The organism is Epilithonimonas sp. JDS, from assembly GCF_021261315.1.
Taxonomy (GTDB): domain Bacteria; phylum Bacteroidota; class Bacteroidia; order Flavobacteriales; family Weeksellaceae; genus Epilithonimonas.
This window is the reverse complement of record NZ_JAJSAX010000002.1, coordinates 378,746-405,725: the sequence shown is the minus strand read 5'-3', so window position 1 is coordinate 405,725 and position 26,980 is coordinate 378,746. Positions and strand designations below refer to the sequence as shown.

Genomic DNA, 26,980 nt, shown 5'->3' with positions numbered 1-26,980 from the left:
CAATTTTTTTCAGAGCAAATTTACGAAATAGGAATCATATTAAAGAATGACTTTAATATTATGCAGGAAATTATATCATAGATCAACTAAATCAGGCATTTGAAAATATGATAAAAGTTAGAATTAAATTTTTCTCAGGCTCTGGAAGTTTTATTATATTTACGAGCAATACAAAATAAAATTTTAAACAATAAACAAACAATTACGAAATCGCAGGATTCCGTAATCTAAAAAACAAATAAAAATTACATTATGAAAGTTACCGTAGTTGGCGCTGGCGCAGTAGGAGCTAGTTGTGCAGAGTATATTGCAATGAAAGATTTTGCAGCAGAAGTTGTTTTGGTAGACATCAAAGAAGGTTTTGCGGAAGGAAAAGCAATGGATCTTATGCAAACCGCTTCTCTTAATGGTTTTGATACCAAAATTACAGGAACAACAGGAGATTACTCCAAAACTGCAGGTTCCAAAGTAGCCGTGATCACTTCCGGAATCCCAAGAAAACCGGGAATGACAAGAGAAGAATTGATCGGCATCAACGCTGGAATCGTAAAAGAAGTGACTCAAAACTTGGTAAAACATTCGCCAGACGTGATCATCATCGTGGTGTCCAATCCAATGGATACAATGGCCTATTTGGTGCACAAAACATCTGGACTTCCAAAAGAGAGAATCATCGGAATGGGTGGTGCTCTGGACTCTGCCAGATTCAAATACAGATTGGCAGAAGCGTTGGAGTCTCCAATCTCTGATGTAGACGGAATGGTAATCGCAGCTCATTCTGACACAGGAATGTTGCCACTTTTCAGCAAAGCAACCAGAAATGGTGTTCCAGTTTCAGAATTTTTAAATGATGAGCAAAAAGCCAACGTTATCGAAGAAACTAAAGTTGGTGGTGCAACACTGACCAAATTATTAGGAACTTCTGCGTGGTATGCACCAGGCGCAGCAGTTTCTGTAATGGTTCAGTCCATCCTTTGTGACCAGAAGAAAATGATCCCATGTTCATTGATGCTTGATGGCGAATATGGCGAAAGCGACATCTGTCTTGGTGTTCCTGCAATCATCGGAAAAGATGGTGTTGAGAAGATTGTTGACATTACTTTGACAGAAGAAGAAAAAGCGAAGTTTGCAGAAGCCGCAAAAGCTGTAAGAGATGTGAATGGAGATTTGAAGTTTTAAGATTTCAAACTTTGATATAATAAGAAAGCGTCCCGATAATTTTCGGGACGCTTTCTTGTCAACTGCTTTAAGGAAATTAAATATTATTTTTCTAAAAGCTCTTTAATAACGTTTTGAAAGGCTTTTTCGCCATTTTCAGGATCATAAATAAATCCGTGGTCACCTTCATCTCTAGACCTGAATTCCCAATCTTTAGCAGTCGTTTTATTTTTCAAGTATATATTTTCTACACCTTTAAATTCGTAAACAGTGTCATCCTTAGCATTGATGGAAATTAATTTTTTCCCCTGAGATATGTTTTCAAATTTGATTTTGCTCAAGAGAACATTCGGATCCGCAGACATAGCGTAAAAGCCTTTAAATATTGTTGGTTTCTGAGATGCATAATAGAATGTTGCTGTTCCACCATTGGACATTCCGCCGAGAATAATATTCTTCTTATCTACTTTAAAATCTTTTTGTACTTGATCGACGATGGTTAAAATATTATCAAAAGCTTCCTGTTGATCTACCCAGCCAAAATCTTTCTTTCCGAAAGGATAAACTACAATTGCATTCAGGTTTTCGCCTATGGAAAAAATTGGTTCCTGCTGGATTTGATAATTTTCATAGTTGAATTTGTCTGTATTTACGACACCGCCATGCAGATATATAACGGTTTTCAAAGGTGTTTTATAATCATATTTAGTAGGGACGTAAACTAAATAAGGTACTTTCAGATCTTTGATCTTTGTAAAATACAATGCAAATGTTGGTTTAGATCCAAGAATTTTTTTGTTTTTTAAATTAGCTACATTTTCATTGATGGAAGTAATCCATTTTTTATTGAGTCGATCCTCGGAAAGCTGCTTGCTGCTAATGCTTTCCTTCATGTATGTAATGATTTCAACCCATTCAGGTAATTGATGAAGTTTTACGAATGCACTGTCGGATTCGATATATTTCAGCTCCTCGGGTTTGCTTACCAATTCATTTTTTTGCGCTTGTGAGAGCCAAGCGATTGCGCTCCGATTGTCATTGCAGTGTCCCGCAGCTACTGCGGCAGTGTAAAAAACAAATTTATTTTTTTCTGCAATTCCTTCCTGAGTACTCATTGCATTTTTAAAGTTACTTAGTGCTTCACAATATTTTTTTGCTTGAATATTGGTCTGTGCATCAGTTAACGATTGTTGATAGCTTTGGGATTTAATAGATTGATTTGTAAATAAGTACAAAACAAAAAGTAGAAAGTAACTCTTATTCATTTGAATTTTTTAATAGAAATAAATTTAGTGATTATTCCTAATAATTTATTGCATTTTTAAGAATATATTGTTCATAAGCTTAAAATATTATTCGCTTCTAAAAACTCTCCCCAACCAACTCCGCATTCATCATCGCACCTGCCAGATTGCCTGTGTAAACCGCATTGGCAACGGAACGCATCGGACTGGAATTGTCACCGCAAGCCAATAATCCTGCAACATTTGTTTTCTGGAATTGGTCAATTTTGATGTGACCCATTTCCGTCATCTCGCAACCCAAAGATTCGGCAATGTCGGAATGTTGTGTGAAAGGAGACGGACCATAGACGACGTCAAAATTCAAAACTTTGCTATCGGATAAAATCAGGCTTTCAACCATTCCGTTTTGATGTTTCAATTCTTCAATTTCTGTTTCGATGATTTTAATATTATTTTTAGTTAATTTTTCAAGTTGCTCATCGGTGAAATCGACTTTTCCTCTTGTGAAAATCGTCAAATCTTTGGTCAGATTGCTCACCAAAGAAATAATATGAAAACCACGGTCGCCATTCGCAATGATTCCCGTTTTTTTGTTCTTAAATTCATAGCCGTGACAGTATGGACAATGGATTAATGAAATTCCCCAGCATTCTTTGAAGCCTTTGATATTTGGAACTTCATCTACAATTCCAGTTGCGAAAATCAATTTTTTGGATGAGAATTTGTTACCATTTTCAGTTGTGATTTCAAAACCATTTTCTGTTTTGATGCCTGCTGTCGCCAAACCTTCGTAAAACTCGACCGTCTTATATTTCTCAACTTGTTCTTTGGCAATTGTCGAAATTTCTTTCGGTGTTTTTCCGTCTTGTGTCAAGAAGTTTTGAGAATGTGGCGTCTGTGCATTGCAAGGTTTTCCACTGTCGATGACCAAAACTTTTCTGAGTGAACGTCCCAAACACATCGCCGCAGAAAGACCAGCGTAACTGCCACCAATTATAATCACATCAAACTGATTTTCCATTTTATTTTTTTCAATTTATATATTTATTTAAATGCTATTTGCCAAAAGCTAATCGCCAAAAGCATTTAACGCTTGCCAAAGTTAAGATTAATTTCTATTATTGCAACAGAATCGCATTAATAAAAATGAAAAGAAGAAATACACCCGCAAAAGAAGCCGTCCTGAATCTTCTGAGGACTACGGGAAAGGCAATGAGCCAAGATGCCATCGAAGGAAAAATCAATCTGGAAATGGACAGAGCCACGATTTACAGAGTCTTAAATAGATTTTGCGAAGACGGAATTCTCCACAGGATTGTTGCAGAAGACGGGAAACAATACTTCGCCGTTTGCATTAAATGTGACGAGAAAAAATTAGCAGACTATCATTTTCATTTCCGATGTACCGTTTGTCAAACGATAGAATGTTTGCCGGTTCCGGTGCAGTTTTCGTTGCCAGCAAATTATAAAGTGGAAAGTGTGAATTGTGTTTTGACAGGCATTTGTAAGGATTGTGCTTAGAAATTTAATCTAAAGAATTTCCAGTCTCGAAATCCTTGATTTGTCTTTTCGTTGCTAAAGAACGCCAAGAAATTTCCAGAATTTCCGTCACCAATTTTCTGTCGTGATAGTCTTTCCACATACAGATGTACGGATAATTTTTGAAATGCTCAGGCAAATGAAAAACCTCCGGATAAGTTTCCAAATAATAATCCCGCGATTCGAAACCAATTCTGATTGGAATAAATTCGCCACTGTCGTGCAATCTGCACATCAACTTTCCGCGGACTTTCACAGACGGCGTTCCCTCGTGAGAAACACTTTCCTCGGTGTCGGGAAAAGTCAACGCAATGTTCTTTACGAAATCAAAATCGGAATAATTAAATTCAATTGGCTTTTTCATTAATCCAAATTAAACCTTCAAACTTCCACGAAAACCTCTCGCTGCATAATAAGATTCCGCACCATTGTGATAAAGAAAAACCGTGTTGTAACGCTTGTCACAAAAGATTGCGCCACCAAGTTTTCTAATGTCTTCCGGCGTTTTCACCCAGCTCGACGTTTTCAAATCAAAGTTTCCTAAAGTTTGCAAATGGCGATATTGTGCTTCGTCTAAAATCTCGATTCCAATTTCATTAGCCAAATCAACTGCACTATTTGGGGGCTTATTTTCTTTTCTGGAATCCAATGCTTTTCGGTCATAGCAAAGGCTTCGTCTGCCTTTTGGACTTTCTGCGGAACAATCGAAGAAAATGTATTCATCTGTTTTTTTATCATAATCGACAACGTCAGGTTCGCCTTCTGTTCGTTCCATTTCACTGAGTGACCATAGTTTTTCCGGATTGGATTCCAGTTTTTTCTGAACATTTTCCCACGCGATATTCTGGTGGCGCATTGGATTTTTTTCGAAACGGGTTTTCAAAGTCTGGATGAGGATTTCCTGCTGTTCTGATGATAATTTGTTTCTCATAGCTTTCTTAATGATTTAGTTTTCAAAACCTTGTTTCAAATTTAATAAAAATTCGATTCCTGATGTAACAATTCTTAGACTTCGGTTGTCTAATAAGAAAACTAGTTAATGAAATTACTCATATCCTCATTGGGATTACTCTCTGGCAGCTTATTCTTTGCCCAGACTACAGATACTGTAAAATCAAAGGAAATCGAAGCGGTAACCATAATCGCTAGAAAGCCAACCGTCGAAAGCAAAGCCGACAGGACGGTTTTCAATGTCGCAAACAGTTCGATTCTTGCAGGAAACACCACTTGGGATATTGTCCGAATGACGCCGTTGGTGAGCATCGATAATAATGATAATGTGAAGGCGGAAGGCGAATCGGTGACTGTTTACATTAATGACAGAAAATCGGTTTTTACAGGAAAAGAACTTAAGGAATATCTCAAAACAATTCCGGCTGATAACTTAATGAAAATCGAGGTCATTACAAGTCCGTCCTCACGTTATGAAGCAACCGGAGCTGTCATCAACATTGTTCTCAAAAAACGTGACGATGAAGGAATGAAAGGCAGTATTTCCCTGACGAACACTCAGAATACAAAGAACAACCAATATGGAAGTTTGAATCTTAATTACCATAAAAAGAATTTCACGCAGACTTTTACTGGAAGTTACAGTGATAATGTTTTTATTACTGAGAATTCCAGCAAGAATACTTTTTACGCAGATAATTCAATTAGTACGATTGATTCTAAAAGTGCTTACTCTGGTAAAAATCCTTCGCTTTCATCAACCTCAGAACTAGAACTGAACGACAAAAATAATATTGGCCTTGTTCTAGAATATTTCCGAGGAAATCGGACTTCGGAATCTACCTCTTTTGAAAATAATTATCTAAACGACGTTTTATTGAATTCATTTTCTCAAGATAATCTCGGACGTACAAACAGTAATACTTTGGGAACCAATCTTTTCTACAAATATTATGATAAAGAGAAAAATAGGATTTTGGATGTCAATCTTGGGGTCAATTATGATTCAGAAAAAGGAACAACGTATTTTACGAGAAACAACGCAACAAACACAATTAGCGAGCTTAGACATTTTGAAAATTATAACCAGAACCGAAATTACTTCGTAAAAGTGGATTACACATCGCCATTGGGGAAAGGCGGAAGTTTTGAAGTCGGCGGGAAAGCAAACTTCAACAATAATGTGATCCCAAATGATTATCGTGTGATTTCTAACAATAGTCTGTTGGAAAACGTCAATCAATTTCAGTACACGGAAAACCTAAATTCCCTTTACGCCAATTTTAGCAAGACATTTTTTGAAAAACTGGAAACCAGGATTGGACTTCGTTACGAATTGATAGACTACAAAATACATCAGAACGGAACCGAAACGAGAAGAGAATCTTATGGGACTTTATTGCCAAATTTATTGCTGAAATATGCCTTCACACCTAATTATGATTTGAGTTTAACCTATAATCACAATCTTTGGAGACCTTGGTATTCTGAGTTTAATGATTTTGAAATGCCTGGTAATAATGGATTTTTTTACAGAGGAAATGTTAATCTTCTTCCAAATCCTAGCGACAGGATTGGATTGAAATTTGGAATTTATAAAAAGTATTTCCTATCTGCGAGATACACTTTTACAGATCAGGATTATTGGACCAGCTACAGCCAGGAAACTCAAAATGGACTTGTAAAAACTATTTCCTTTCCTGACAACTTCAAAGGAAAAGTGGAAAAATTTTACCTTTCTGCAAACACCAATCAGAATTTTTTCAAAAATAAGCTGAATGTCAATCTAAGTTTAGGCTGGTCATACACAGATAACAGTGATTTCAACACCAGAAACAAATTGGAAGGTGCGAATAATTATCTTAATTTCTTCTCAGGCTCCACCAATTTATCTTACACGAATTTATTTAATAAAAACATCAATATTAGCGCTTGGATGAGCATTGACAATCAGAATTATGGAAACTCTGTGGCAAATCAATACAACTTTTTCCACAACATTTCTGTCACAAAGATTTTCCCTGTTTCGCAAATCGAGACCAGTTTGCAGTTGATGAATATTTTCAAAAGACCAACGATGAACACCACAACTTTTAGTCAGATCGGAACTTTCCAAAACTATAACAAATGGGATTGGTACGGATTCTCTCTGACATTCGTAAAGCGTTTCGGAAACCAAAAAGTAAAAGAGAACACCAAAACCGATGTTGAGAAAAACTCGGGAGGAAGCAAATAGCAAATGGCGATTGGCCAATAGCTTTTGGCGATTAGCTTTTAAAATTTATATAATCAATGAGAACGGGCAAATTAGCTCGTTTTTTTTTTTTGATTTTATTTAGAATCAAGATCTTTGATGAGTTTTACGTCTTTGCGAACCTTAAAAATAGTTTGAAATAAACTCAAAAAAATCTTTGTGAACTTTGCGTTTAATTTTCGCGACCTCAAAAACTTTAATACAAATTTCACATCCCAAAACTTTTGAAAGCCGTAAATTTGGGCTCAATAAAAAGTAAAATTCAATGTTCAGAAAAATTCAGATTTTCGTTTTGGCGGTGGCTACATTCGGAAATGTAAATGCTCAGAAAACAAAAATCAATTCAGGCGAAAGACCAAAACTAGTAGTAGGATTGGTCGTTGACCAGATGCGTTGGGATTACCTTTACCGCTTTGAGAAGAAGTTTGGAAAAGGCGGTTTCAAAAGGCTTTTGGGCGAAGGTTATTCTCTTAACAATGTTCATATTCCGTACATTCCTACAGTGACGGCGATTGGTCATACTTCAATTTATACAGGTTCGGTTCCATCGATTCACGGTATTGCAGGAAATGATTGGACGGACAAAGAAACTGGAAAAAATGTCTATTGTACAGCAGATGACAGCGTGAATCCAGTTGGTTCAGACAGTAAAAAAATCGGAAGTCATTCTCCGAAAAATCTTTGGTCAACTACGGTTACCGACCAATTGAGAATTGCAAGCAATTTCAAATCAAAAGTAGTCGGTGTTTCTCTGAAGGACAGAGCTTCTATTTTGCCTGCTGGTCACAATCCGACGGGCGCTTTCTGGTTTGATGATTCATCCGGGAACTTCATCACGAGTTCTTATTATATGAATGAATTGCCGAAATGGGTCAATGATTTTAATGGTCAAAAAGTTCCTGAGAAATTATTGGCTAATGGTTGGGAAACTACCTTACCAATTTCAGAATACACAGAAAGTACAGCTGACGATGTAGAATGGGAATATCCGGTTGGAACAGCAAAAGACCCGGTTTTTCCGTACAAAAATCTATTGACGGATTATGCGACAAAGAAAGGTGTCATCAGAACCACGCCTTTCGGAAATACGCTGACTTTGAAGTTTGCTGAAGCCGCATTGGATAATTATACTTTAGGAAAAGGAACCGAGACGGATTTTCTTGCAATCAACCTGGCTTCGACAGATTATGTAGGGCATTCTTACGGACCAAATTCCATCGAGGTGGAAGATACTTACATCAGATTGGACAAGGATTTGGCAGCGTTTTTCAAAATGTTGGATGAGAAAGTAGGGAAGGACAATTATCTGGTTTTCCTTTCTGCTGACCACGGCGGCGCCAATGCCGAAGGTTTCCTGAGAGCTAACAAAATCCTCGGCGGTTTCTATGACGACGGAATGGAAAAAAATCTCGGTGCAGAATTGGAAAAGAAATATGCGAATTCTAAAGTGATTTTGGGAATTGATAATTATCAGATTTATTTAAATCAAAGTTTGATTAAGGAAAAAAAACTGGACGAAGATGATATCAAAACCACCATCATCAACAGTCTGAACAAAGACCCGAGAGTTTTGTACGCCGTAGATTTGAAGAAAATCGGTTCGTCCGCAATTCCGGAGCCTATAAAAACCAGAGCTATCAATGGTTACAACTGGCAAAGAAGCGGTGATATTCAAATCGTTTCCCACGACGGAATGCTACCAACTTACGCTAAAAAAGGAACGACGCACAGCGTCTGGAATTCCTACGATTCTCACATTCCATTGATTTTTATGGGTTGGGGAATCAAGCACGGCGAAAGCAATAAGGATTATAATATGACCGATATTGCACCAACCGTTTCCGCATTACTTCACATCGAATTCCCAAGTGGAAACATCGGAAACCCAATTACAGAAGTGATTGGAAGATAAAATAGAAGTTAGAGGTTAGAATCTAGAAATTAGGTTTTAATTTTAAATAAAATATAAAACCCAATATTGTCATTCCGTAGGAATCTAAACAGCTTTGTAGAGATTCTTGCAGAATGACAATTTTTTTGCAGAAATTTGCAACTGATTATGAATTTAAAAGAAAAAGACATCTTCGATTTGCTCAATGAGAAAGCAGAACTCTACAATTCACCGGATTTTATAACTGATGATCCAATCCAGATTCCGCATCGTTTTTCTTTGAAGCAGGATATTGAGATTGCTGGTTTTCTATCCGCAAGTATCGCTTGGGGAAATCGAAAATCAATCATCAATGACGCGAATAAAATGATGGAATTGATGGGAAATTCACCGTACGATTTTGTAATGAATTTTACAAAATCTGATTTGAATAAGATTCCACAGAAAGCGATTCACAGAACTTTCAACCACGAAGATTTTATTTTTTTTCTGAGAAATTTCCGACGCGTTTATTCTCAATTTGAAAGTCTGGAAGACGCGTTTCTCATTAATGAAGATGAAACCAATTTCTATCATTCAATTGAACGTTTCCGAAACCAATTCGTTTCCGAACAACACCGTGGACAGAAACACGTGAGTTCACCTTACAAAAATTCGGCTTCAAAACGATTGATAATGTTTTTACGCTGGATGGTTCGAAAAGATAAAAAAGGTGTTGATTTTGGGATTTGGGAAAACATTGATGCAAGATTCTTGTCTGTTCCATTGGATGTTCACACCGCCAATATTTCCAGAAAATTAGGAATTTTAACCCGAAAACAAAACGACTGGAAAGCGGTTGAAGAATTGGATTTGATACTTCGAAAATATAATTCTGCTGACCCTGCTATTTACGATTTTGCTTTGTTTGGGTTGGGCATTTCTAAAGAGTTTGAATAAAGATTAACCACAAAGACACAAAGTTTTTTCACGAAGCACACAAAGTTTTTTTGTCATAGAAATATGATAAAAGCGATTTAAAACATAAAGAATAAAAATTGTGAACCTTGTGAAGACCTTTGTGTCTTTGTGGTTTAAAAAATTACTTCAAGATATCATTAATATTAGGATATTCCGAGATTTTCCGGAACTCAAAACGGTTGCTGTTCTGCAAATCTGAAATGAACAAATCCAATTCCCTTACCGAATCATCGTCTTGAAGATATTGGTCGTGCGTCAGGAAAACCAAATGGCGGGAAGTCTTTTCCAAGTCGTTGAAGAAGATGCTGTCCACACGTTTTGTCATTTCCTTGTGAGTGCCTTTCAGTTTCATCGCATTAGTTGGTTTCCATTCCAAATCCCAGCCTACCAAAACATAGCCGGCTTGTTGTAATTCGTCTGCTGCCAATTTTGAAGTTTTGATGTCGGTATTATTGATGTTCGCTGTTCTCCAGATGTTTCTTCCGGGCGTTCTGGCGTATTTATTTTTAAATTGCAGGCTGTCTCTTGCTCTGTCAAAGTCGTGAATCACATTTTCGGGATTTTTGTAGAATTCAGAATATCGGTTCAAGGCGTGCGTGTAGCTGTGATTTGCAATCTCGACGAGTTTGTTGTTTTCCAGTTCCTTCAATTCTTTTGATTGGGTTTTGCTGTCGTACGCGTGTTTTCCAACGACAAAAGCTGTGATGGGAATTTGATATTTCTCGGTGATTTTCAGAAGGTTGCTGGTTCCTCTGTTAGGTCCATCGTCGAAGGTTAGGTAAATATAACGCTTGTTCGGGTCGTCGGGAACGTCGGGTTTTGCTGAAATTACTTTTGCTGAGTTGGGGACGATTTCTTCTGAATTGATGTCTTTTGAAATTTGTGCCTGTTCTTTTTCTGATTTTTTGTTACAGGATTTCAAAAAAAATACTGCTGTAGTGATGAAGGCAGCATTCCCAAGAAAAACCAACAGATTTGATTTTTCCGCAAAAGTTTTTTTCATTGTAGATAATGGAATTTAAGTTGTTAAAAAATGTTAATTAAGTTAAAATTTAGAATCAAATTTGATGCCGATATTATTCAGTTTTAATTGTTTATAAAAATAAATATTATTTGATAATCAGTTATTTATGATTTTGATTTCATTTTTTATTAATGTTTTGAAATTATGTTAAAATTTTAGTTGTTTTAATACGTTGAATCTTTCGCAGCCCGACTTGAACGAATCCCGATGTAAAATCGGGAGGGAGTGGAAGGCGGAAAAGCTGCCCAAATAAATGTAAGTTATACCTTTCTTGATGTACATCAAGGTCTGTTCTTTATTTAAGGTCTTATTTTTGCTGCACTAAAAAAGTTTAATCAAAATAATTTTCTATGAAAAAATTAACCGTATTGGCATTTGCAGGAGCTGCATTATTGTTCACTGCTTGTAATGACAAAAAAGAAACTGTGAAAGACGCGCAAGAAGTTGCAGCGAAAACAGGAGATGCTTACAAAGTAGATTTGGCAACGTCCAACGTGAACTGGAAAGCTTTCCACAAAGGTGGTTTCGCACCAAGATGGGGAACTTTGAACCTGAAATCTGGCGAAATAACGGTTGCTGACAATGCTGTGACCTCCGGAGATTTCGTAATCGATATGACGACTTTGAAAGTAGACCCGGCATCTGTAACTGAAGCGGACAAAAAGCCGGCTGACCTGGAAGCACACTTGAAAAATGAAGATTTCTTCAACGTGACCAAAAATCCAACTGCTGATTTCAAAATCACTTCTGTAGCGGATTTGGCGGGAGAACTTCCAAAAGATGCTGTAGCAGGTTCTAACAAAACCGTGAGCGGAAACCTGACTTTGCTTGGAAAAACGCTGAACGTTTCTTTCCCTGCAAAAGTAACTGTAACGGAAGGTAAAGCGGCTGTAGAAGCTAAATTTACAGTGAACAGAACTGATTGGGGAATCAAATTCGGGACAGACGAAACTGACCCGGCAGAATGGATGATTAGCAAAGACATCGAAATTGGCATCAACGTAAATGCTGCTAAATAATAGATTTAAAAGTGAAAAGGAGAAGACTGTTTCGAAAGAGACAGTCTTTTTTATTTGATAGCACAAAAGAACCGACTCTTTAGGAGCCGGCTCAATAGATAAAGACATCTCATTTTTTTAGTTAAACAACAACAAAAAAGGATAGCCGACAGTGCTATCCTTTGATTTTTATATCAAATAAATTTGAGTGATTCTGATTGAAAATAGATAAGTTTTCATAACGATTTCCTTAATCTTATTGATGTAAATTTAGAAAGAAAAACAATACGAAATGTAAACTAAATGTTAAAGTTTCGTAGTTATCCACATTTTTTTGTGGATAAGTCTGTGGTTTTACAACTTCTCCGCAATATATTTCGCAGTAGCAGAACCTTTCACCTTCACCAAATCCTCCGGCGTTCCGGCAAAAACAACTTCGCCACCGTATTTTCCGGCATTCGGTCCGATGTCGATGATGTAATCTGCGGTTTTCATAATATCTGGCTGATGCTCAATCACGACAACCGAATGTCCGAGTTCTATCAAGGCCTGAAGGGATTTCAATAATTTTTTGATGTCGTGGAAATGCAATCCTGTCGAAGGTTCATCAAAGACGAAAAGCGTTTTATCGGTTGTCACACCTTTTACAAGGAACGATGCCAGTTTCACTCTCTGCGCTTCGCCTCCGGAAAGAGTAGAAGAGGATTGCCCGAGTTGAAGATAACCCAAACCAACGTCCTGCAAAGGTTTTATTTTGGTCGCGATTTTTTCTTCGTGGTTTTCTGAGAAGAATTCCAAAGCCTCGTCAACCGTCATATGAAGAATGTCGGAAATATTTTTCTCGTCGTATTTGATTTCAAGGATTTCTTTTTTGAAACGCGTGCCGTGGCAATGTTCACATTCCAGCTCGATGTCTGCCATAAACTGCATTGATACGGTGATAACGCCATCACCTTTACACTCGTCGCAACGTCCGCCGTCCACATTGAAGGAGAAATGTTTTGGCTTCAATCCCTGAACTTTCGCCGATTTCTGTTTTGCAAAAAGGTCACGGATGTCGTCGTAAGCTTTCAGGTAAGTGACTGGATTGGAACGGGACGATTTTCCAATTGGATTTTGGTCAATCAATTCGATGTTTTGAATCAGTTTTGAAGGAAACTCAACGGAGTCATAATCCGCTTTTTTTCCACCCATTCCGAGTTGGATTTGAATGGCGTTTGTCATCACTTCTTTCATCAAAGTCGATTTTCCACTTCCGGAAACACCTGTGATGACGGTCAAACATTCCAATGGAACATTCACGTCGATATTCTTCAAATTGTTTTGACGCGCACCTTTTATGGCGATATATTCTTTAGTTTTTCTACGCTTTTTAGGGACTTCGATTTCCATTTCGCCACTCAGATATTTTGCGGTCAGCGTATCGGATTTCATCATCTCGTCATAACTTCCGTTGAAAACCAAGTCACCACCAAGATAACCTGCTTCCGGTCCAATATCGATAATGTGGTCCGCAGATTTCATCACATCTTCATCGTGTTCTACAACGATAACGGTATTTCCTAAATCTCTGAGTTGCTTCAAAACACCAATCAGATTTTCGGTATCTCGGGAATGTAATCCAATACTCGGCTCATCCAAAATATAAATCGAACCAACCAAAGAACTTCCCAAACTGGTCGCCAAGTTGATTCGCTGACTTTCTCCACCGGAAAGTGTATTCGAAGTTCTGTTTAAAGTTAAATAACCGAGACCAACTTTAGTCAAAAACTCCAATCGGGTTTCGATTTCGTAGGTCAGTCGTTTGGCGATTTCTCTATCGTGCTCGTTAAGTTTTAAAGATTTGATTAATGGAAGAAATTCATCCAAAGGTAATTCGATGAACGACTGAATATTGTGTCCATCGATTTTCACCCAGCTGGTTTCTTCTCTCAATCTTAAGCCTTCGCAAGTCGGGCAAAGCGTTTTCCCACGGTAGCGGGAAAGCATCACGCGGTACTGGATTTTATAAAGATTTTCCTCCAGCATTTTGAAGAAATTATCAATGCTCGGGAAGGTTTTCGTTTTGTCACCTCTCCAAAGTAGCTGTTTCTGTTCTTTGGTCAATTGGTGGTAAGGCTTATGAATAGGGAAATCTTTGTTCTTTTTAATGAAATCCTTTTTCCATTCGCTCATACTTTCGCCACGCCAAGACGCGACTGCATCTTCGTGAAGCGACAGGTTTTTGTTCGGAATCACCAAATCTTCATCAATTCCAATCACTTTTCCATAACCTTCGCAAGTCGGGCAGGCGCCGTAAGGATTATTAAAACTGAAATAATGAACGGTTGGCTCATTGAAAACAATGCCGTCCAATTCAAATTTATTCGAGAAATCCCGTACTTTTTCAGTGTCTGTATTTTTCAAAGAGCAATAGCCGTGACCTTCGTAGAAAGCCATCTGGATAGAATCTGCCAATCTCTGAAGAAAGCTCTCATCTTCCTCATAGCTGAATCTGTCGATGACCAAATTAATCGTCATATCTTTCTCCGGCACAAATCCGAAACTTTCCAAATCCTCTATTCCAGCGACATTTCCGTTCACTTCTAATCTTGTAAATCCGGAAACTTTCAAGGTTTTCAGTTGCTCGGCAAAATTCTCGGCGTCAAATTTCAATGGTGCTAAAAGCAAAAACGTCGAATCTTTCTTTGAATTCTTAATGAAATCAATCACGTTCGTCACGCTGTCTTTCTTCACTTCTTCACCGGAAATCGGGGAATAAGTTCGGCCAACACGCGCAAAGAACAATTTCATATAATCATAAATCTCCGTAGAAGTTCCAACCGTAGAACGCGGATTGGAAGAAATCACCTTTTGCTGAATCGCAATTGATGGCGCCAAACCTTTGATGTCATCGATTTTTGGTTTTTCCAATTTTCCCAAAAACTGACGCGCGTAGGAACTCAAACTTTCCACATAACGCCTCTGTCCTTCGGCATAAATGGTGTCGAAAGCCAGTGAGGATTTTCCACTTCCCGAGACGCCTGTAATCACAATCAGTTTGTTCTTCGGGATGAGAACGTCTATGTGTTTCAGGTTGTTAAGGTGTGCGTTTTTAACGAAAAGAAATTTCTTGATATCGATGTCGGTTGTTGTAGCCATAGGTAGATGTTAGATATTAGACCTTAGATATTAGACTAATAATCAAATGCTTTTTTAAAAATATATGTTGAAATATTTTAAATTTCTCAAAAAAATGAGACCCACAAAATTACGGAAAATTAAATCGTTTTAGAATATGATTTTGGATTAATTAATGGTGTAGTTTTTATCGCAAACGCGCAAACTGGAATTAAATATATATGTTTTTTTAAGTCCCAAAAGGATGTGGTTTTTCTATTTATGTCACGACAAAATATTTATTCAGATTAAAATCATTAAACATTCCGAATTCATTTGTGGTAGGGCAATACAGCATATTCGTAAATCTCCAGAGGGGTGGTTCCGAAGGGGGGTAAGGGTGGTTCTGAACCTGGGTATACCTGGTTCGGAAATGGTTGCCGGCGGTTATGTAAGTGGTTGCAGCCGGTTCCGAAGCACCCAAGACCACTTGACCAACCGGTTAAAGGTGGTTCCTAACCTGTGGCTACCTGGTTCTGAAATGGTTGAGAGTGGTTATGCAAGTGGTTGCAACAGGTTCCGAAGTGCCGACGACCACTTGCATAACCGGTTTAAGCCACTTACATACGTGTGTCCAGGTATTTATGGAAGTGGTTAAAGGTAGTTCCGAAGTGTCGATTACCATTTATAGAAGTGTCGTTTGGCACTTATACAGCCTGCTGCAGATACTTGTATGACCTGTTCCGGATACTTTGGAACCGGGTAAAACCAGTATTTTCGATTTCAAAACATCGGTTCACGTAAGATGCTATTAATCATATAATTTTTCCCGATTAATTGATTTTCAAAACAAGCCTTATCTCTATATTTGCCGCCAATTATCTGAAAGGAAATTAAACTATGAAAAGAATTATAACGGCTTTGTCAATGGTTGTTTTGTCAATCAATGGATTTGCACAGAATAAGGAAAATGAAATCGATGAGGTGAATTTACAAGGTCGGTTTTCATCGATTCCTTATAATGATGTGAACGAAAATGTGACGGTCATCACCAAGCAACAAATCCAGAATAGCCCTGCGACCAGCATCGATGAATTGTTGCAATTCCACTCGGGGCTGGATATCAAAAGGCGAGGTTCGAATGGTGTTCAGAGTGATATTACGATTCGGGGAAGTTCGTTTGAGCAGGTTTTGATTTTGGTGAATGGCATCAGGATGAATGATTCGCAGACTGGTCATAATACCTTCAATCTTCCGTTTGATATTTCGGCGGTGGAAAGAGTTGAAATAATGAAAGGTTCATCGGCAAAACTCTATGGACAGAATGTCTACGCGGGTGTCATCAACATCGTCACCAAATCATCTTCCGAAGAACAAGTGACGATAAAAGCGCAAGGCGGTGATTTCAAAACTTACGATTTGTCGGCGTCTGCAACTTTTGGTTCGGAGAAATTCACGAATCTTTTTACGATTAGCAATGGCGCTTCGGACGGTTACCGCTACAATACAGATTATCAAATCAGAAACTTTTTTTATCAGAATAAATTAAAACTGAATGATGGAAGTCTGAGTTTGCAGGCTGGTTTTTCTGAGAAGAAATTTGGGGCGAATGGATTTTACGCATCGCCAACCGCCATCAATCAATATGAGGAGACGCAGGCTTCTGTGGTGAGTTTGCAGTATGAGCAAAAGTTTGATAAACTGTCGATTAACTCCAGTGTTTATTGGCGACGAGGGCAGGATGTGTATCTTTTCATCCGTCAAAATCCGTCGTATTACAGAAATATGCACATTGGAAATAATATCGGCGGAACGGTAAATGCGACTTACGAATCCTCACTTGGAACCACAGGAATTGGTGTTGATTACAGAAAAGAATTTCTTGCAAGCAGTAATTTGGGCGACAGAGAGCGTGATGTGACGCAGGTATTTTTTGACCATCAGTTCAAATTCTTTAATCAGAAATTTGAAGTCAATCCGGGAGCAAGTTGGGCGAATTATTCGGGGCGGAATTTCTTTTATCCGGGAATGGATGTTGGGTTTATCTTCAATCCTAATCACAAAGTTTTTGGAGCGGTTTCCAAAGGTTTCAGGATTCCGACTTTCACGGATTTGTATTACGTGAGTCCGGCGGAAATTGGAAATCCAAACCTGGTCCCTGAGTCTGCCATCTCATCAGAATTAGGCTATCGATTCCAAAATGAAAAAATATTGGCGAAAGTCAGCGGTTTCATCCGAAATACAAAAGAAGGAATCGATTGGCAAAAAGAAACGCCGACAAGTCCGTGGAAAGCTGAGAATGTTGCGAGAATCAACCTGAAAGGTTTTGAAGTAGAACTTAAACATCAATTATTTTCGTTTTTAAATTATCGATTTGGTTATACTTATCTTGATAATCAAGACTTGGATAAAGAAGATTCGAGATATTCTTTACAGAATCTGAGACATCAGTTTGTGGCGCAAGTGGATGTGAAATTCTTGAAGTATTTCAGCAATCAATTGATTTATAAATACTCAGAACGTGTGTATCTTGGAAGTTATAATGTCTTGGATGAGCAAATCAATTTCCGATACAAAGACCTTAATTTCTATGTCTTAATCAACAACTTGACGAATACAAAATATGTGGAAACAAATCTGGTTCCAATGCCGGGAAGATGGTTCCACATAGGATTTACTTATCAAATTAAGATGAATTAATTTTTAACCACAAAGGCACAAAGGTTCTGTACAAAGTTCACAAGTTTTCTAAGCATAAAAATTCTTTGTGTTCTTTGTGAAAAACTTCGTGACTTTGTGGTTTTAAACTAAATTTGCAAAAAAATAAACAATGGCAGTTTACCTGGAATTCAATTTTAAAATAAAACCTCTCCAACCTTGGAACGAAATATTGATGGCAGAACTGATAGAAATCGGTTTTGACAGCTTCACGGAAGAGTATGACGGCATCCTGGGTTATATTCAAAAAGACCTTTTCAAAGAAGAAGAATTAAAAAATATTTATCTCCTTCAAAATGATGAGGTCGAGATTTCTTACACCTACGAAGAAATGCCGAACATCAATTGGAACGAGGAATGGGAAAAGAATTTCTCACCCATCAATGTGGAAGATAAAGTCCTAATCCGAGCCGAATTCCACGACTCGGAGCCGAATATGCACGAGATTGTAATTCAGCCAAAAATGTCTTTCGGAACAGGTCATCATCCTACAACGCACCTGATGATTCAGCAAATGTTGGATATGGATTTGGAGAACAAAAAAGTGCTTGATATGGGTTGCGGAACTTCGGTTTTGGCCATCTTCGCAAAGCAAAAAGGAGCGGGCAGAACCGTTGCCATCGACATCGATGAATGGTCTGTAGAAAATTCCAAAGAAAACGCAGTGCGTAACAATGTAGAATTGGACATCGAGTTGGGAACAGCTGACAATCTTGGGAAAGAAAAATTTGAAATCATCCTGGCAAACATCAATAGAAATATCTTGATTTCTGATATTCCGACGTATGTTTCCGTCTTGGAAGACGGCGGAAAACTACTGCTGTCCGGACTTTGCTTCTTCGATGTGGATGATATTCTGGAAGTTTGCACAGAACAAAATCTGAAGCTGGAGAAGAAAATCCAGAGAGAAGAGTGGGTTTCTTTGTTGTTGAGTAAATAAGATTTATTAATAAAACGATAAGCCTCGGAAATTAGTTTTCGAGGCTTTATTTATAACTAAACTTAATTATTCTTGTCTGTAAATCCAAATTGGAGCGGGACAAAGCACAGGTTTTTCAGTAATATGTTTTTCTATAAATTCAATTCCTTCCCTTGTTAATTTTCCCTGAGCAATATCTCCTCTAAGCCAAAAATTCATTTTTATAAAGGAATCGCCAGTAATCAAATGTGTATTATTGAAAATTATGGAGTAGGGATTGTTTTGATTATCGTGTGATAGAAAATGTTCTTCACTCATCAGTATATTTCCATTCGTCTCTTTAGTGCTTAATATACAAGCCTTAAATCTTGAAATATCAATACGTTCCATAAAAACTATTGGATGTGGGTTGTTCTCTTTATTGCTTGCCCAAAAAATTTCACCTTTTGTCATATTATAAATTTATTTCTGTGAATATTTATGAATAGGAATTTAAAAAAAATAAATTTCAAAACTTTAGATTCAGAATAATTGAATAGAATAATTTTTAAATTTCATTAATTATTTTCTCTCATCACTGGATAACATAGCATATCCATAATTATCCGACCAACCAGATTTTAAAGGTAATAATTGTCTCGTGTGTGCTTCTCTCAACATCCCCACTTTTTCTAAAACGCTGAATGAACCAATATTATCAACTGCACAACCAGCTTCAATTCTGTGAAGCTTCAAGGTTTCGAAACCAAAGTCTATTATTTTTCTTAAGCTTTCCGTTGCATAACCTTTGTTCCAAAATCTGTAATCGAATTGAAACCAAACTTCGGCATTTTTGTAATGTTCTTTTCCCAGATGCAATCCAATTAATCCGATGAATTTTTCCTCATCAATCAATTCGATTGCAAATGTAAAATGCTTGGTGTTTTCTTTATTGTTTTCCGCAATCCATTTCTCGACATTGATTTTTGTTTCATTAATGTCACTCGGGGATTTCGAAGTATTGAATTTGGAAGTTTGTTCTAAAGATTGCAGGTCAAAAATGCTTTCAATATCGTTTTCAGAAATCGGTCTTAAATTTAATCTTTCAGTTTTTAAAGTAGTTTTCATCTCACTTGTGCAGATTTTTTTTAATTGAAATCGTGAAGTATTCAATTCTTCTTAAATTTTTCAATTTCACCAATAACTTCGTCTAGATTTCTCTTTTCAATTTCTAAGTCTTGAGGAAATCCTTTCTGGAAATATTTCCATTTATCTTCGCCGGAAATTTTTATTGATTCAATTCTGTCGCCTTTGCAAAATACTTTTTCTCCGATTAACTTTATAAAAATATCGTCGAGATAAATGTCAAATTTATCACAAGGAAAAGGATTGTTTTCAGAAATAAAATATTGCTCGTCCCAAAGATAAATTGATTCTCCATTTATATTTTCAATCAAATAAAGAGTACTTTCATCATCATTTTCCAGAAACTCAACAATTCGACTAGCATTGATTTCAATAATATCAATTGAGTTCTTAGATTTGAACTCTTGCATTTTGTTTAAATCTCTATTGCTTTGTTTTTTTATTTTGACTCTGTTTTCAATGTAAATCCACATTATGATTGGACAAAGACAGACCAAGAATTTTGAAAGTAATGACCAATTAGACTTGTCATAATAATAGATATGAATAGCAAATAAGCAAGTTGATATCAATAACGAAAAAATCACAAGCCAATTTATTTTCAAATCATTGGCTTTCTCTAATTCCTTAATGCTTAATGACAGTTTAACATTTTCATTACTGTTTAGTTTACGACTTGTGATTTGCATAAACTATCTAATTACTTCTGCGGATACTTCTGAATCAAAGCCTGCAAAATCGCCAACGTCTCCGCATCCACAATCCCACTGTAATTCATTGGTCGGAAATGAAATTGGAAAGCCTCAATGGTTTGCTTTGTAGCTTTGTCCCAAACGCCATTCACATTCAATGCATAGCCAAACTGAGCCAGCTGTTGCTGAACTCTGGAAACAAATTCAGGATTATTGTATTGTAAAGTAATTTCATTGGTAGTTAAGATTTGATTGAGGAAAGTCTGTTTCGCGGTTTCGTCATACCACATCCCGATTTGATATTCGTCGTAAAGTCTCTTCCAAGGGAAAAGTGGACCTGGGTCTTGTTTTCTGGTTGGCGCGATGTCGGAATGTGCGAGAACATTAGTTGGCTGGATGTTGTATCTAACGACAAGGTCCTTCACCAAAGCGGCGACTTTCTTGATTTGCTCCTCTGGAAACGGAGTGAAAACTCTCAGGCCTGTAGAATCGACTGTGTAACCCATATTTACGATTTCTATTCCAATAGATGTATCGTTTAGATTTTGATCTTTTCTCCAATTGCTGACGCCTGCGTGGTAAGAACGTTTGTTTTCATCTACAAATTGATAGATTTCTTTATCAGGTAATGTATTCACAAGGTAATGTGCGCTTACCGCTTGTTGTGTAAGAGTTGATATGGATTTCTCATCATCTAATACAGTATAATGTAAAATTATATAACGCTGACGGAAATTCTGCCCGACAGAAGGGAAATAGTTTTTGGTCACTTTGTATCCTGCCGGATTCGCACTTACGATAGAACCGTAGCTTACAGTATTATCATTCTTCGTAATATCCGCAATATTTACTTTGTAATATTCACCTTCGTCCTGTTTGATTTCCGGTTTTTTTACAGGAACGAGTGCGACTGGAGTAGTAGATTTTACGGGTGTTTTACTTTTTACAGTTTTTTGTTGTGAACCGCACGAAATAATCAGGATTCCTAAAGTTGTGAGATATAATGAATTACGCATTGTTGTTTGTTTTGAGTTTAAATTTCATTCAAAAATATGAAAAAAAATGAAGAAAAAGTTTTGGTAGTTATGGAAAAGTCTTCTATATTTGCACTCGCAATAACGGAATAGAATATATCTCTGAAACTGCAAGGAGAGTTGCCTGAGAGGCCGAAAGGACTTGTTTGCTAAACAAGCGAACTGGAAACGGTTCCAAGGGTTCGAATCCCTTACTCTCCGCAACTCCAAGATGACTTATCGGGGCGTAGCGTAGTCCGGTCATCGCGCCTGGTTTGGGACCAGGAGGTCGCAGGTTCGAATCCTGCCGCCCCGACAATTTTTAGTAATTTTCAGAAAAATTACAAATGAGTGCGTAGCTCAGCTGGATAGAGCATTCCGATTTCGATCGGAACGGTATTCAGGAAGCGAATCACTTTATACAACCTTCGGGTGCGTAGCTCAGCTGGATAGAGCATCTGCCTTCTAAGCAGACGGTCTCAGGTTCGAATCCTGACGCGCTCACAAGGACCTCACAATTTGATTGTGAGGTTTTTTGTTTTAGTATGTTTTAAGTTTGCATTCTTTTTTCCGAAACTATTAATAAATTTTTTGTTGATCATACATCAGAAGAATTGAATGAACGTTTATGAAATATTTATCAAATTATTCTCGATTTACGGCAAAAACGAAAGATTGGCAAATTGTTTATTCTAAAAAGGTCACTGACAAAATTTCTGCCAATAAAAGAGAACTCGGAATCAAGTTTTGGAAAAGCAAAATCAAGATTATAGATTAATGCTAAGCTTAGCTGGATAGAGCATCCCGATTTTAATCGGGACGGTCTCAGGTTCTAATCCTGACGCGCTCACAAGAACCTCACAATTTTTATTGTGAGGTTTTTTGTTTTTGAAGGTTATGGGTTTGAATCCTGTCGAGGTCACTCAAAAAATATAAGCAGTGTAATTTTTCATTTTATTAAATCCTCAAAAATTCAATTATTATAAATTTCTTCATCATAGTTTGACCTTATAAAATATTTTTTTGTTTTATTTTCGCTGAAAATTTTGTTGCAATATGTGGAAGTTTATCAAGAGACTGATTTTTATACTCATTATAGCTAATATACTTTTCGTGATTTTTGGTTTGTTTTTCAACCCGCCGATTACGTGGACGCAGTTGGGAAGTGTTTTCAAATACGGAAAAATGCACCGCGATTATATTTCTTATGATGATATGGGAAATAACATCAAAAAAGCTGTTTTAGCTTCCGAAGATCAGGCCTTTTTCAATCACAATGGTTTCGATTATAAAGCAATCGAAAAAGCGATGAAGAAAAATGATAAGAAAGGAAAAGTTGTAAGAGGCGGAAGTACAATTTCTCAGCAAACTGCAAAAAATGTTTTTCTCTGGCAGGGCAGAAGCTGGTTGAGAAAAGGACTAGAAGCTATTTATACATTTATCATCGAAAAAATCTGGGGGAAAGATATTATTCTGGAAAGATATCTTAATGTGATAGAAATGGGACAGGGTGTTTTCGGAATCGAGGCTGCCGCTCAGTATTATTACAACAAACCGGCAAAAGATCTTACGAAAAGTGAAGCCGCCTGGATCGCAGCAGTTTTGCCAAATCCTAAAAAATACGACCCGAAAAATCCGAGTGCTTACCTCAATAAAAAACACAACTGGATCATGAGACAGATGAACAATATTGTTCTGAAATGATTACTTTTGTGCTAAGATGCCAATCAGATTAATTAGAAAAGACAGTTTCAGTGTTATTTTAAAGAATTATTTCAGTGAGAGAAATGAGACTTTGTCTTTGCAGCCTTTGTCCGAAATTATCACAAGCCTGAAGCGTGAAGATTTAGGTGTTTTTACGGCTTATCTTAAAGATAATGAGCTTATTAAAGAAAATCTGATATTTTATATTCATAATATTTTCAGAGGCAAACCATTCAATCTTTCGTTGACGGAAGCAGACATTCTTTCGGAAAATGCTTTCTATCCGGAATTCAAAAAGAGAATACTAAACAAAGTTTTACCGCCCATAGAAAACGAAAATACAATTTGGTATTTGGTTGACAATGTTTTGGTTACGCCAAAAAAAGATCTTCAGTTTTTCCAGAATTCGCCGGAAGATAAAATGAATGAACTTTTTCAGTTGCTCAAAATTGATAGGTTTATCAGCAATCCTCACGTCAAAAAAGAACTTTTGTTTTCGCTTAATATTCTGGCTTGGCGCGTGATCGGGAATGCGCTGGATGTTGATGTGGTGAAAATGGCACCGGAATATCGGAATTTTGACAATCCTTTTCTGGCGTTGCAAAATGAGTTAGATATCATTAATGCTGACTTCAACCAAAATCCGGATTTCAAATTTTCCTCGAATGATGAGATCTACAAACAGACAAAAATCTATATGGAGCAATGTCTGGAGTTTGTCAACTTAGCCTTTAAAAATTCATCGAAATACGGGATTTCCAGCAAAACCAATCAGTCTTTGCTAAAGATCAGACAGCAGCTGAACAGAATGTCTGATATTATTAAACTATTTGTGATTGACGATGATCAGGACTATCTGATTAATTCAAAACAGTTGTTTTTTAATATTTTAAAGTACAAATCTCACAAGAATAATCTTCGCGATTTGGTCTCAGACAGCACAAGGCTGATGTCACATCTGATCACCAATCATACTGCAGAAACAGGAACACATTACATTACGTCGACACTCAAAGCATATATGAAAATGTTTTGGAAGGCGTCCGGCGGTGGCGTTATCGTTGGGGCGCTTTGCGTCTTGAAAATGCTGTACAGCTACATTCCTGCCAGTGATTTTGCCCACGCGTTTTTGTATTCTATGAACTATGCAATGGGATTTGTGATGATTTATCTGATGAACTTTACACTGGCGACCAAACAGCCGGCGATGACAGCCGCAACGATGGCCAAAGTACTGTCAGAAGGCAATAGCCGAAATACATATATAGAATTTGCGCACGTGGTTTCCCAGTTGTTCAGATCACAGTTTATAGCATTTGTTGGTAATGTTTTGTTATCATTTCCGGTTTCATTAATTATCATTTACGGATTGGAAATTCTCTTTAAACAGAATTTTGCTTTTGATAAATCTAATAAGTTGCTGTACGATTTGGATCCGTTTCAGTCCAAAGCCATTCTGCACGCTTGTATTGCAGGTGTTTTTCTTTTCATTTCCGGTGTGATTTCCGGCAATATCAGTAATAATTCGGTTTTCTATCAAATTCCCAAAAGAATTGCCAAAAATCCGTTCATCAATTATTTCTTTGGGCAGCGGATTGCAAAACAGCTTTCTGTATATTATTCTAAAAATTGGGCGGGAATTATTTCCAATTTTTGGTTCGGTGTTTTCCTGGGAGCCACTGCGCCAATCGGACTTTTCTTAGGTTTGGATCTTGATATTCGCCACATTACATTTGCGGCTGGTAACTTTGCGCTGGGACTTTATGGTAAAGATTTTGTGATCACACCTTACGCATTTTGGATTTCGTTTATTACAGTTTTTGTGATTGGATTTTTCAATTTTGCAGTCAGTTTTGGATTGTCAATGTTGTTGGCGTTCCGTTCCAGAAAGGTTGAAATGAATGAGGCAAGCGAAATTTTCCGGGAGATCTTCCGATACTTTGTAAGAAATCCATTCCGCTTTTTCTTTCCTTTAAAATCAAGGCTGGACGAGAGAAGCAAGCGAATGATAGACGAAATAACTACAGGATCAACAGATCATTAATCAAAGATTCATCCTTCAAAACTTCACGGAATTTCTTTAAAAAAAATGTTTTCCTCAACCGGAAATCATTCTTTAAAAGCGGCGATTTTATTCTGATGATCAAAACCTGCTCTTTCAAATTGACACTTACAATTTCGGCATAAAGATCATTGGAAAGATAATCCTCGAGAAAATCCTTGATCTCAAAAGCTTTCAATTTATCCTCAAAACCATAGATTCTCGCAAAGGAATTCACAAGTTCTGAAGATTGATATTCGCGTTTTTTTCTGGCCATTTTGGATTGGATTCCTGATCTTAATTAAGATTGTAAAAGTAGAAAATTCAAACGCAAAAATCAGTATATTTGCACACTTAAAATTCAATGTTCAAAGTTTACAATTCAAAGTTTAAACTCGGAACATTAAACCATCAACTTTGAACAGAAAATTATGAAACCGAAAGGTCGCATAATTCAAACAAATAAATAAAAATTTCGTTATGAAATGTGGAATCGTAGGTCTTCCGAATGTAGGAAAATCAACCCTTTTTAATTGTCTTAGCAACGCCAAAGCACAATCTGCAAACTATCCGTTTTGTACCATAGAACCAAATCTTGGAACTGTTTCTGTTCCGGATACAAGACTTTTTGAATTAGAAAAGATTGTCAATCCAGAGCGCGTTTTGCCTGCAGTTGTAGAGATTGTGGATATTGCCGGATTGGTAAAAGGAGCCAGTAAAGGTGAAGGATTGGGAAATCAATTTTTGGCAAACATCCGCGAGTGTGAAGCAATTATTCACGTTTTGAGATGCTTCGACAACGGAAACATCATCCACGTGGAAGGTTCAGTAGACCCGATTAGAGACAAAGAAATTATCGATATTGAACTTCAGCTAAAAGATTTGGAAACACTTGGAAAAGCGGTTGACAAAGCTAAGAAGTTTATCAAATCTGGAAAAAAGGAAGATGTCCTGACGTATGAGACTTTGCTTAATCTTCAGAAATTTGTGGAAGATGGGAAAAACGCAAGAGAATTTCCTTTCGATGACTTCACAAAAACAGTAATAGAAGATGTGCAGTTGCTGACCAAAAAACCTGTTTTGTACGTTTGTAACGTGGACGAAAATTCCATTAAAAACGGAAACGAATGGATTGCAAAAATCGAAGCAATGGCTGCATCCGAAAACTCGGAAGTTGTTGTTTTGGCGGCGCAAATCGAAGCGGATATCAATGAATTGGAAACTTTTGAAGAGAGACAAATGTTCTTGGAAGAACTTGGTTTGGAAGAGCCAGGTGTCAACAGATTGATCAGAAAAGCTTACGATCTTTTGAAATTGCAGACTTATTTCACAGCTGGTGTCAAAGAAGTTAGAGCCTGGACCATTGGGCAAGGCTGGACTGCACCTCAAGCTGCAGGTGTGATCCACACAGATTTCGAAAAAGGATTTATCCGTGCAGAAGTAATTAAATATAACGATTATATGAATTACGGTTCCGAAGCGAAAGTAAAAGAAGCTGGAAAATTATCTGTTGAAGGAAAGGAATATGTTGTTCAGGACGGTGATATTATGCACTTTAGATTTAATGTTTAAAAAATAACATTATAAATATTATACAAACGCTTTCAGAAATGGAAGCGTTTTTTTATGATTAAGAAGAAAATTATTTAC

Annotated in this window: 22 protein-coding genes and 3 tRNA genes; 14 read left to right on the top strand and 11 right to left on the bottom strand. The window is 37.1% G+C overall.

Annotated features, from left to right (window positions below):
- Window positions 1-252 precede the first annotated feature (252 nt).
- On the top strand, window positions 253-1,179 hold the full coding sequence (locus tag LUD75_RS08565; RefSeq protein ID WP_232705260.1) for a malate dehydrogenase: 927 nt from the start codon (window positions 253-255) through the stop codon (window positions 1,177-1,179).
- Between the two features lie 83 nt (window positions 1,180-1,262).
- On the opposite strand, the gene LUD75_RS08560 is transcribed toward LUD75_RS08565, so the two are convergent.
- Together LUD75_RS08560 and LUD75_RS08555 are read right to left on the bottom strand one after the other, a co-directional pair.
- The gene (locus LUD75_RS08560; RefSeq protein WP_232705259.1) at window positions 1,263-2,273 is read right to left on the bottom strand and encodes a prolyl oligopeptidase family serine peptidase; all 1,011 of its coding nucleotides are present in this window, start codon (window positions 2,271-2,273) and stop codon (window positions 1,263-1,265) included.
- Between the two features lie 247 nt (window positions 2,274-2,520).
- On the bottom strand, window positions 2,521-3,423 hold the full coding sequence (locus tag LUD75_RS08555; protein ID WP_232705258.1) for an NAD(P)/FAD-dependent oxidoreductase: 903 nt from the start codon (window positions 3,421-3,423) through the stop codon (window positions 2,521-2,523).
- Between the two features lie 125 nt (window positions 3,424-3,548).
- On the opposite strand from LUD75_RS08555, the gene LUD75_RS08550 reads away from it, so the two are divergent.
- A complete protein-coding gene (locus LUD75_RS08550; protein WP_232705257.1) occupies window positions 3,549-3,923 on the top strand; it encodes a transcriptional repressor in 375 nt (124 codons plus the stop codon).
- Window positions 3,924-3,927: 4 nt separating this feature from the next.
- Here the strand turns inward: LUD75_RS08550 and LUD75_RS08545 are convergent, their stop codons facing one another.
- Together LUD75_RS08545 and LUD75_RS08540 are read right to left on the bottom strand one after the other, a co-directional pair.
- A complete protein-coding gene (locus LUD75_RS08545) occupies window positions 3,928-4,305 on the bottom strand; it encodes a hypothetical protein (protein WP_232705256.1) in 378 nt (125 codons plus the stop codon).
- 9 nt (window positions 4,306-4,314) lie between these two features.
- Window positions 4,315-4,872 (bottom strand): DUF4256 domain-containing protein, encoded by a 558-nt coding sequence (locus LUD75_RS08540; RefSeq protein ID WP_232705255.1) that lies wholly within the window; start codon window positions 4,870-4,872, stop codon window positions 4,315-4,317.
- Between the two features lie 108 nt (window positions 4,873-4,980).
- On the opposite strand from LUD75_RS08540, the gene LUD75_RS08535 reads away from it, so the two are divergent.
- The 3 genes from LUD75_RS08535 to LUD75_RS08525 all read left to right on the top strand — a co-directional run bounded on the left by LUD75_RS08535 (window position 4,981) and on the right by LUD75_RS08525 (window position 9,976).
- A complete protein-coding gene (locus LUD75_RS08535; protein ID WP_232705254.1) occupies window positions 4,981-7,128 on the top strand; it encodes an outer membrane beta-barrel protein in 2,148 nt (715 codons plus the stop codon).
- 283 nt (window positions 7,129-7,411) lie between these two features.
- Window positions 7,412-9,058 carry an alkaline phosphatase PafA gene (gene pafA / locus LUD75_RS08530; protein ID WP_232705253.1) on the top strand — a complete coding sequence of 549 codons (1,647 nt, stop codon included), beginning with the start codon at window positions 7,412-7,414 and terminating at the stop codon, window positions 9,056-9,058.
- A 147-nt stretch (window positions 9,059-9,205) separates the two neighbouring features.
- Window positions 9,206-9,976 carry a TIGR02757 family protein gene (locus LUD75_RS08525; protein WP_232705252.1) on the top strand — a complete coding sequence of 257 codons (771 nt, stop codon included), beginning with the start codon at window positions 9,206-9,208 and terminating at the stop codon, window positions 9,974-9,976.
- A gap of 142 nt (window positions 9,977-10,118) precedes the next feature.
- Here the strand turns inward: LUD75_RS08525 and LUD75_RS08520 are convergent, their stop codons facing one another.
- Window positions 10,119-11,000 (bottom strand): polysaccharide deacetylase family protein, encoded by an 882-nt coding sequence (locus LUD75_RS08520; protein WP_232705251.1) that lies wholly within the window; start codon window positions 10,998-11,000, stop codon window positions 10,119-10,121.
- A 371-nt stretch (window positions 11,001-11,371) separates the two neighbouring features.
- On the opposite strand from LUD75_RS08520, the gene LUD75_RS08515 reads away from it, so the two are divergent.
- Entirely contained in the window at window positions 11,372-12,040 is a 669-nt protein-coding gene (locus LUD75_RS08515; RefSeq protein ID WP_034975123.1) for a YceI family protein, read from the top strand.
- 333 nt (window positions 12,041-12,373) lie between these two features.
- On the opposite strand, the gene uvrA is transcribed toward LUD75_RS08515, so the two are convergent.
- Window positions 12,374-15,160 (bottom strand): excinuclease ABC subunit UvrA, encoded by a 2,787-nt coding sequence (gene uvrA, locus LUD75_RS08510; RefSeq protein WP_232705250.1) that lies wholly within the window; start codon window positions 15,158-15,160, stop codon window positions 12,374-12,376.
- A gap of 858 nt (window positions 15,161-16,018) precedes the next feature.
- On the opposite strand from uvrA, the gene LUD75_RS08505 reads away from it, so the two are divergent.
- Entirely contained in the window at window positions 16,019-17,818 is a 1,800-nt protein-coding gene (locus LUD75_RS08505; protein WP_232705249.1) for a TonB-dependent receptor, read from the top strand.
- Window positions 17,819-17,948: 130 nt separating this feature from the next.
- Window positions 17,949-18,776: a 50S ribosomal protein L11 methyltransferase gene (gene prmA, locus LUD75_RS08500; RefSeq protein WP_232705248.1), complete on the top strand. Its 828-nt coding sequence runs from the start codon at window positions 17,949-17,951 to the stop codon at window positions 18,774-18,776.
- Window positions 18,777-18,842: 66 nt separating this feature from the next.
- On the opposite strand, the gene LUD75_RS08495 is transcribed toward prmA, so the two are convergent.
- From LUD75_RS08495 to LUD75_RS08480, 4 genes are all read right to left on the bottom strand, one after another.
- On the bottom strand, window positions 18,843-19,208 hold the full coding sequence (locus LUD75_RS08495; protein ID WP_232705247.1) for a hypothetical protein: 366 nt from the start codon (window positions 19,206-19,208) through the stop codon (window positions 18,843-18,845).
- Between the two features lie 108 nt (window positions 19,209-19,316).
- On the bottom strand, window positions 19,317-19,862 hold the full coding sequence (locus LUD75_RS08490; RefSeq protein ID WP_232705246.1) for a GNAT family N-acetyltransferase: 546 nt from the start codon (window positions 19,860-19,862) through the stop codon (window positions 19,317-19,319).
- A gap of 41 nt (window positions 19,863-19,903) precedes the next feature.
- Window positions 19,904-20,569 (bottom strand): hypothetical protein, encoded by a 666-nt coding sequence (locus LUD75_RS08485; RefSeq protein ID WP_232705245.1) that lies wholly within the window; start codon window positions 20,567-20,569, stop codon window positions 19,904-19,906.
- Between the two features lie 11 nt (window positions 20,570-20,580).
- Window positions 20,581-21,588: an N-acetylmuramoyl-L-alanine amidase gene (locus LUD75_RS08480; RefSeq protein WP_232705244.1), complete on the bottom strand. Its 1,008-nt coding sequence runs from the start codon at window positions 21,586-21,588 to the stop codon at window positions 20,581-20,583.
- A gap of 132 nt (window positions 21,589-21,720) precedes the next feature.
- On the opposite strand from LUD75_RS08480, the gene LUD75_RS08475 reads away from it, so the two are divergent.
- The 5 genes from LUD75_RS08475 to LUD75_RS08455 all read left to right on the top strand — a co-directional run bounded on the left by LUD75_RS08475 (window position 21,721) and on the right by LUD75_RS08455 (window position 25,333).
- Window positions 21,721-21,807: transfer RNA gene (locus LUD75_RS08475), tRNA-Ser, on the top strand.
- A 19-nt stretch (window positions 21,808-21,826) separates the two neighbouring features.
- Window positions 21,827-21,901 (top strand) — tRNA-Pro (locus LUD75_RS08470).
- Between the two features lie 114 nt (window positions 21,902-22,015).
- A tRNA-Arg gene (locus LUD75_RS08465) sits at window positions 22,016-22,089 on the top strand.
- A gap of 552 nt (window positions 22,090-22,641) precedes the next feature.
- Window positions 22,642-23,289, top strand: coding sequence for a monofunctional biosynthetic peptidoglycan transglycosylase (gene mtgA / locus LUD75_RS08460; RefSeq protein ID WP_232705243.1), 648 nt, complete (start codon window positions 22,642-22,644; stop codon window positions 23,287-23,289).
- A 16-nt stretch (window positions 23,290-23,305) separates the two neighbouring features.
- On the top strand, window positions 23,306-25,333 hold the full coding sequence (locus LUD75_RS08455) for a site-specific recombinase (RefSeq protein WP_232705242.1): 2,028 nt from the start codon (window positions 23,306-23,308) through the stop codon (window positions 25,331-25,333).
- Here the strand turns inward: LUD75_RS08455 and LUD75_RS08450 are convergent.
- On the bottom strand, window positions 25,311-25,607 hold the full coding sequence (locus tag LUD75_RS08450) for a hypothetical protein (protein ID WP_034964988.1): 297 nt from the start codon (window positions 25,605-25,607) through the stop codon (window positions 25,311-25,313). The two genes, LUD75_RS08455 and LUD75_RS08450, sit on opposite strands and share 23 nt — an antisense overlap.
- 203 nt (window positions 25,608-25,810) lie before the next feature.
- Between LUD75_RS08450 and ychF the strand changes: the two genes are divergently transcribed.
- The gene (gene ychF, locus LUD75_RS08445) at window positions 25,811-26,902 is read left to right on the top strand and encodes a redox-regulated ATPase YchF (protein WP_232705241.1); all 1,092 of its coding nucleotides are present in this window, start codon (window positions 25,811-25,813) and stop codon (window positions 26,900-26,902) included.
- Window positions 26,903-26,980: the final 78 nt, after the last annotated feature.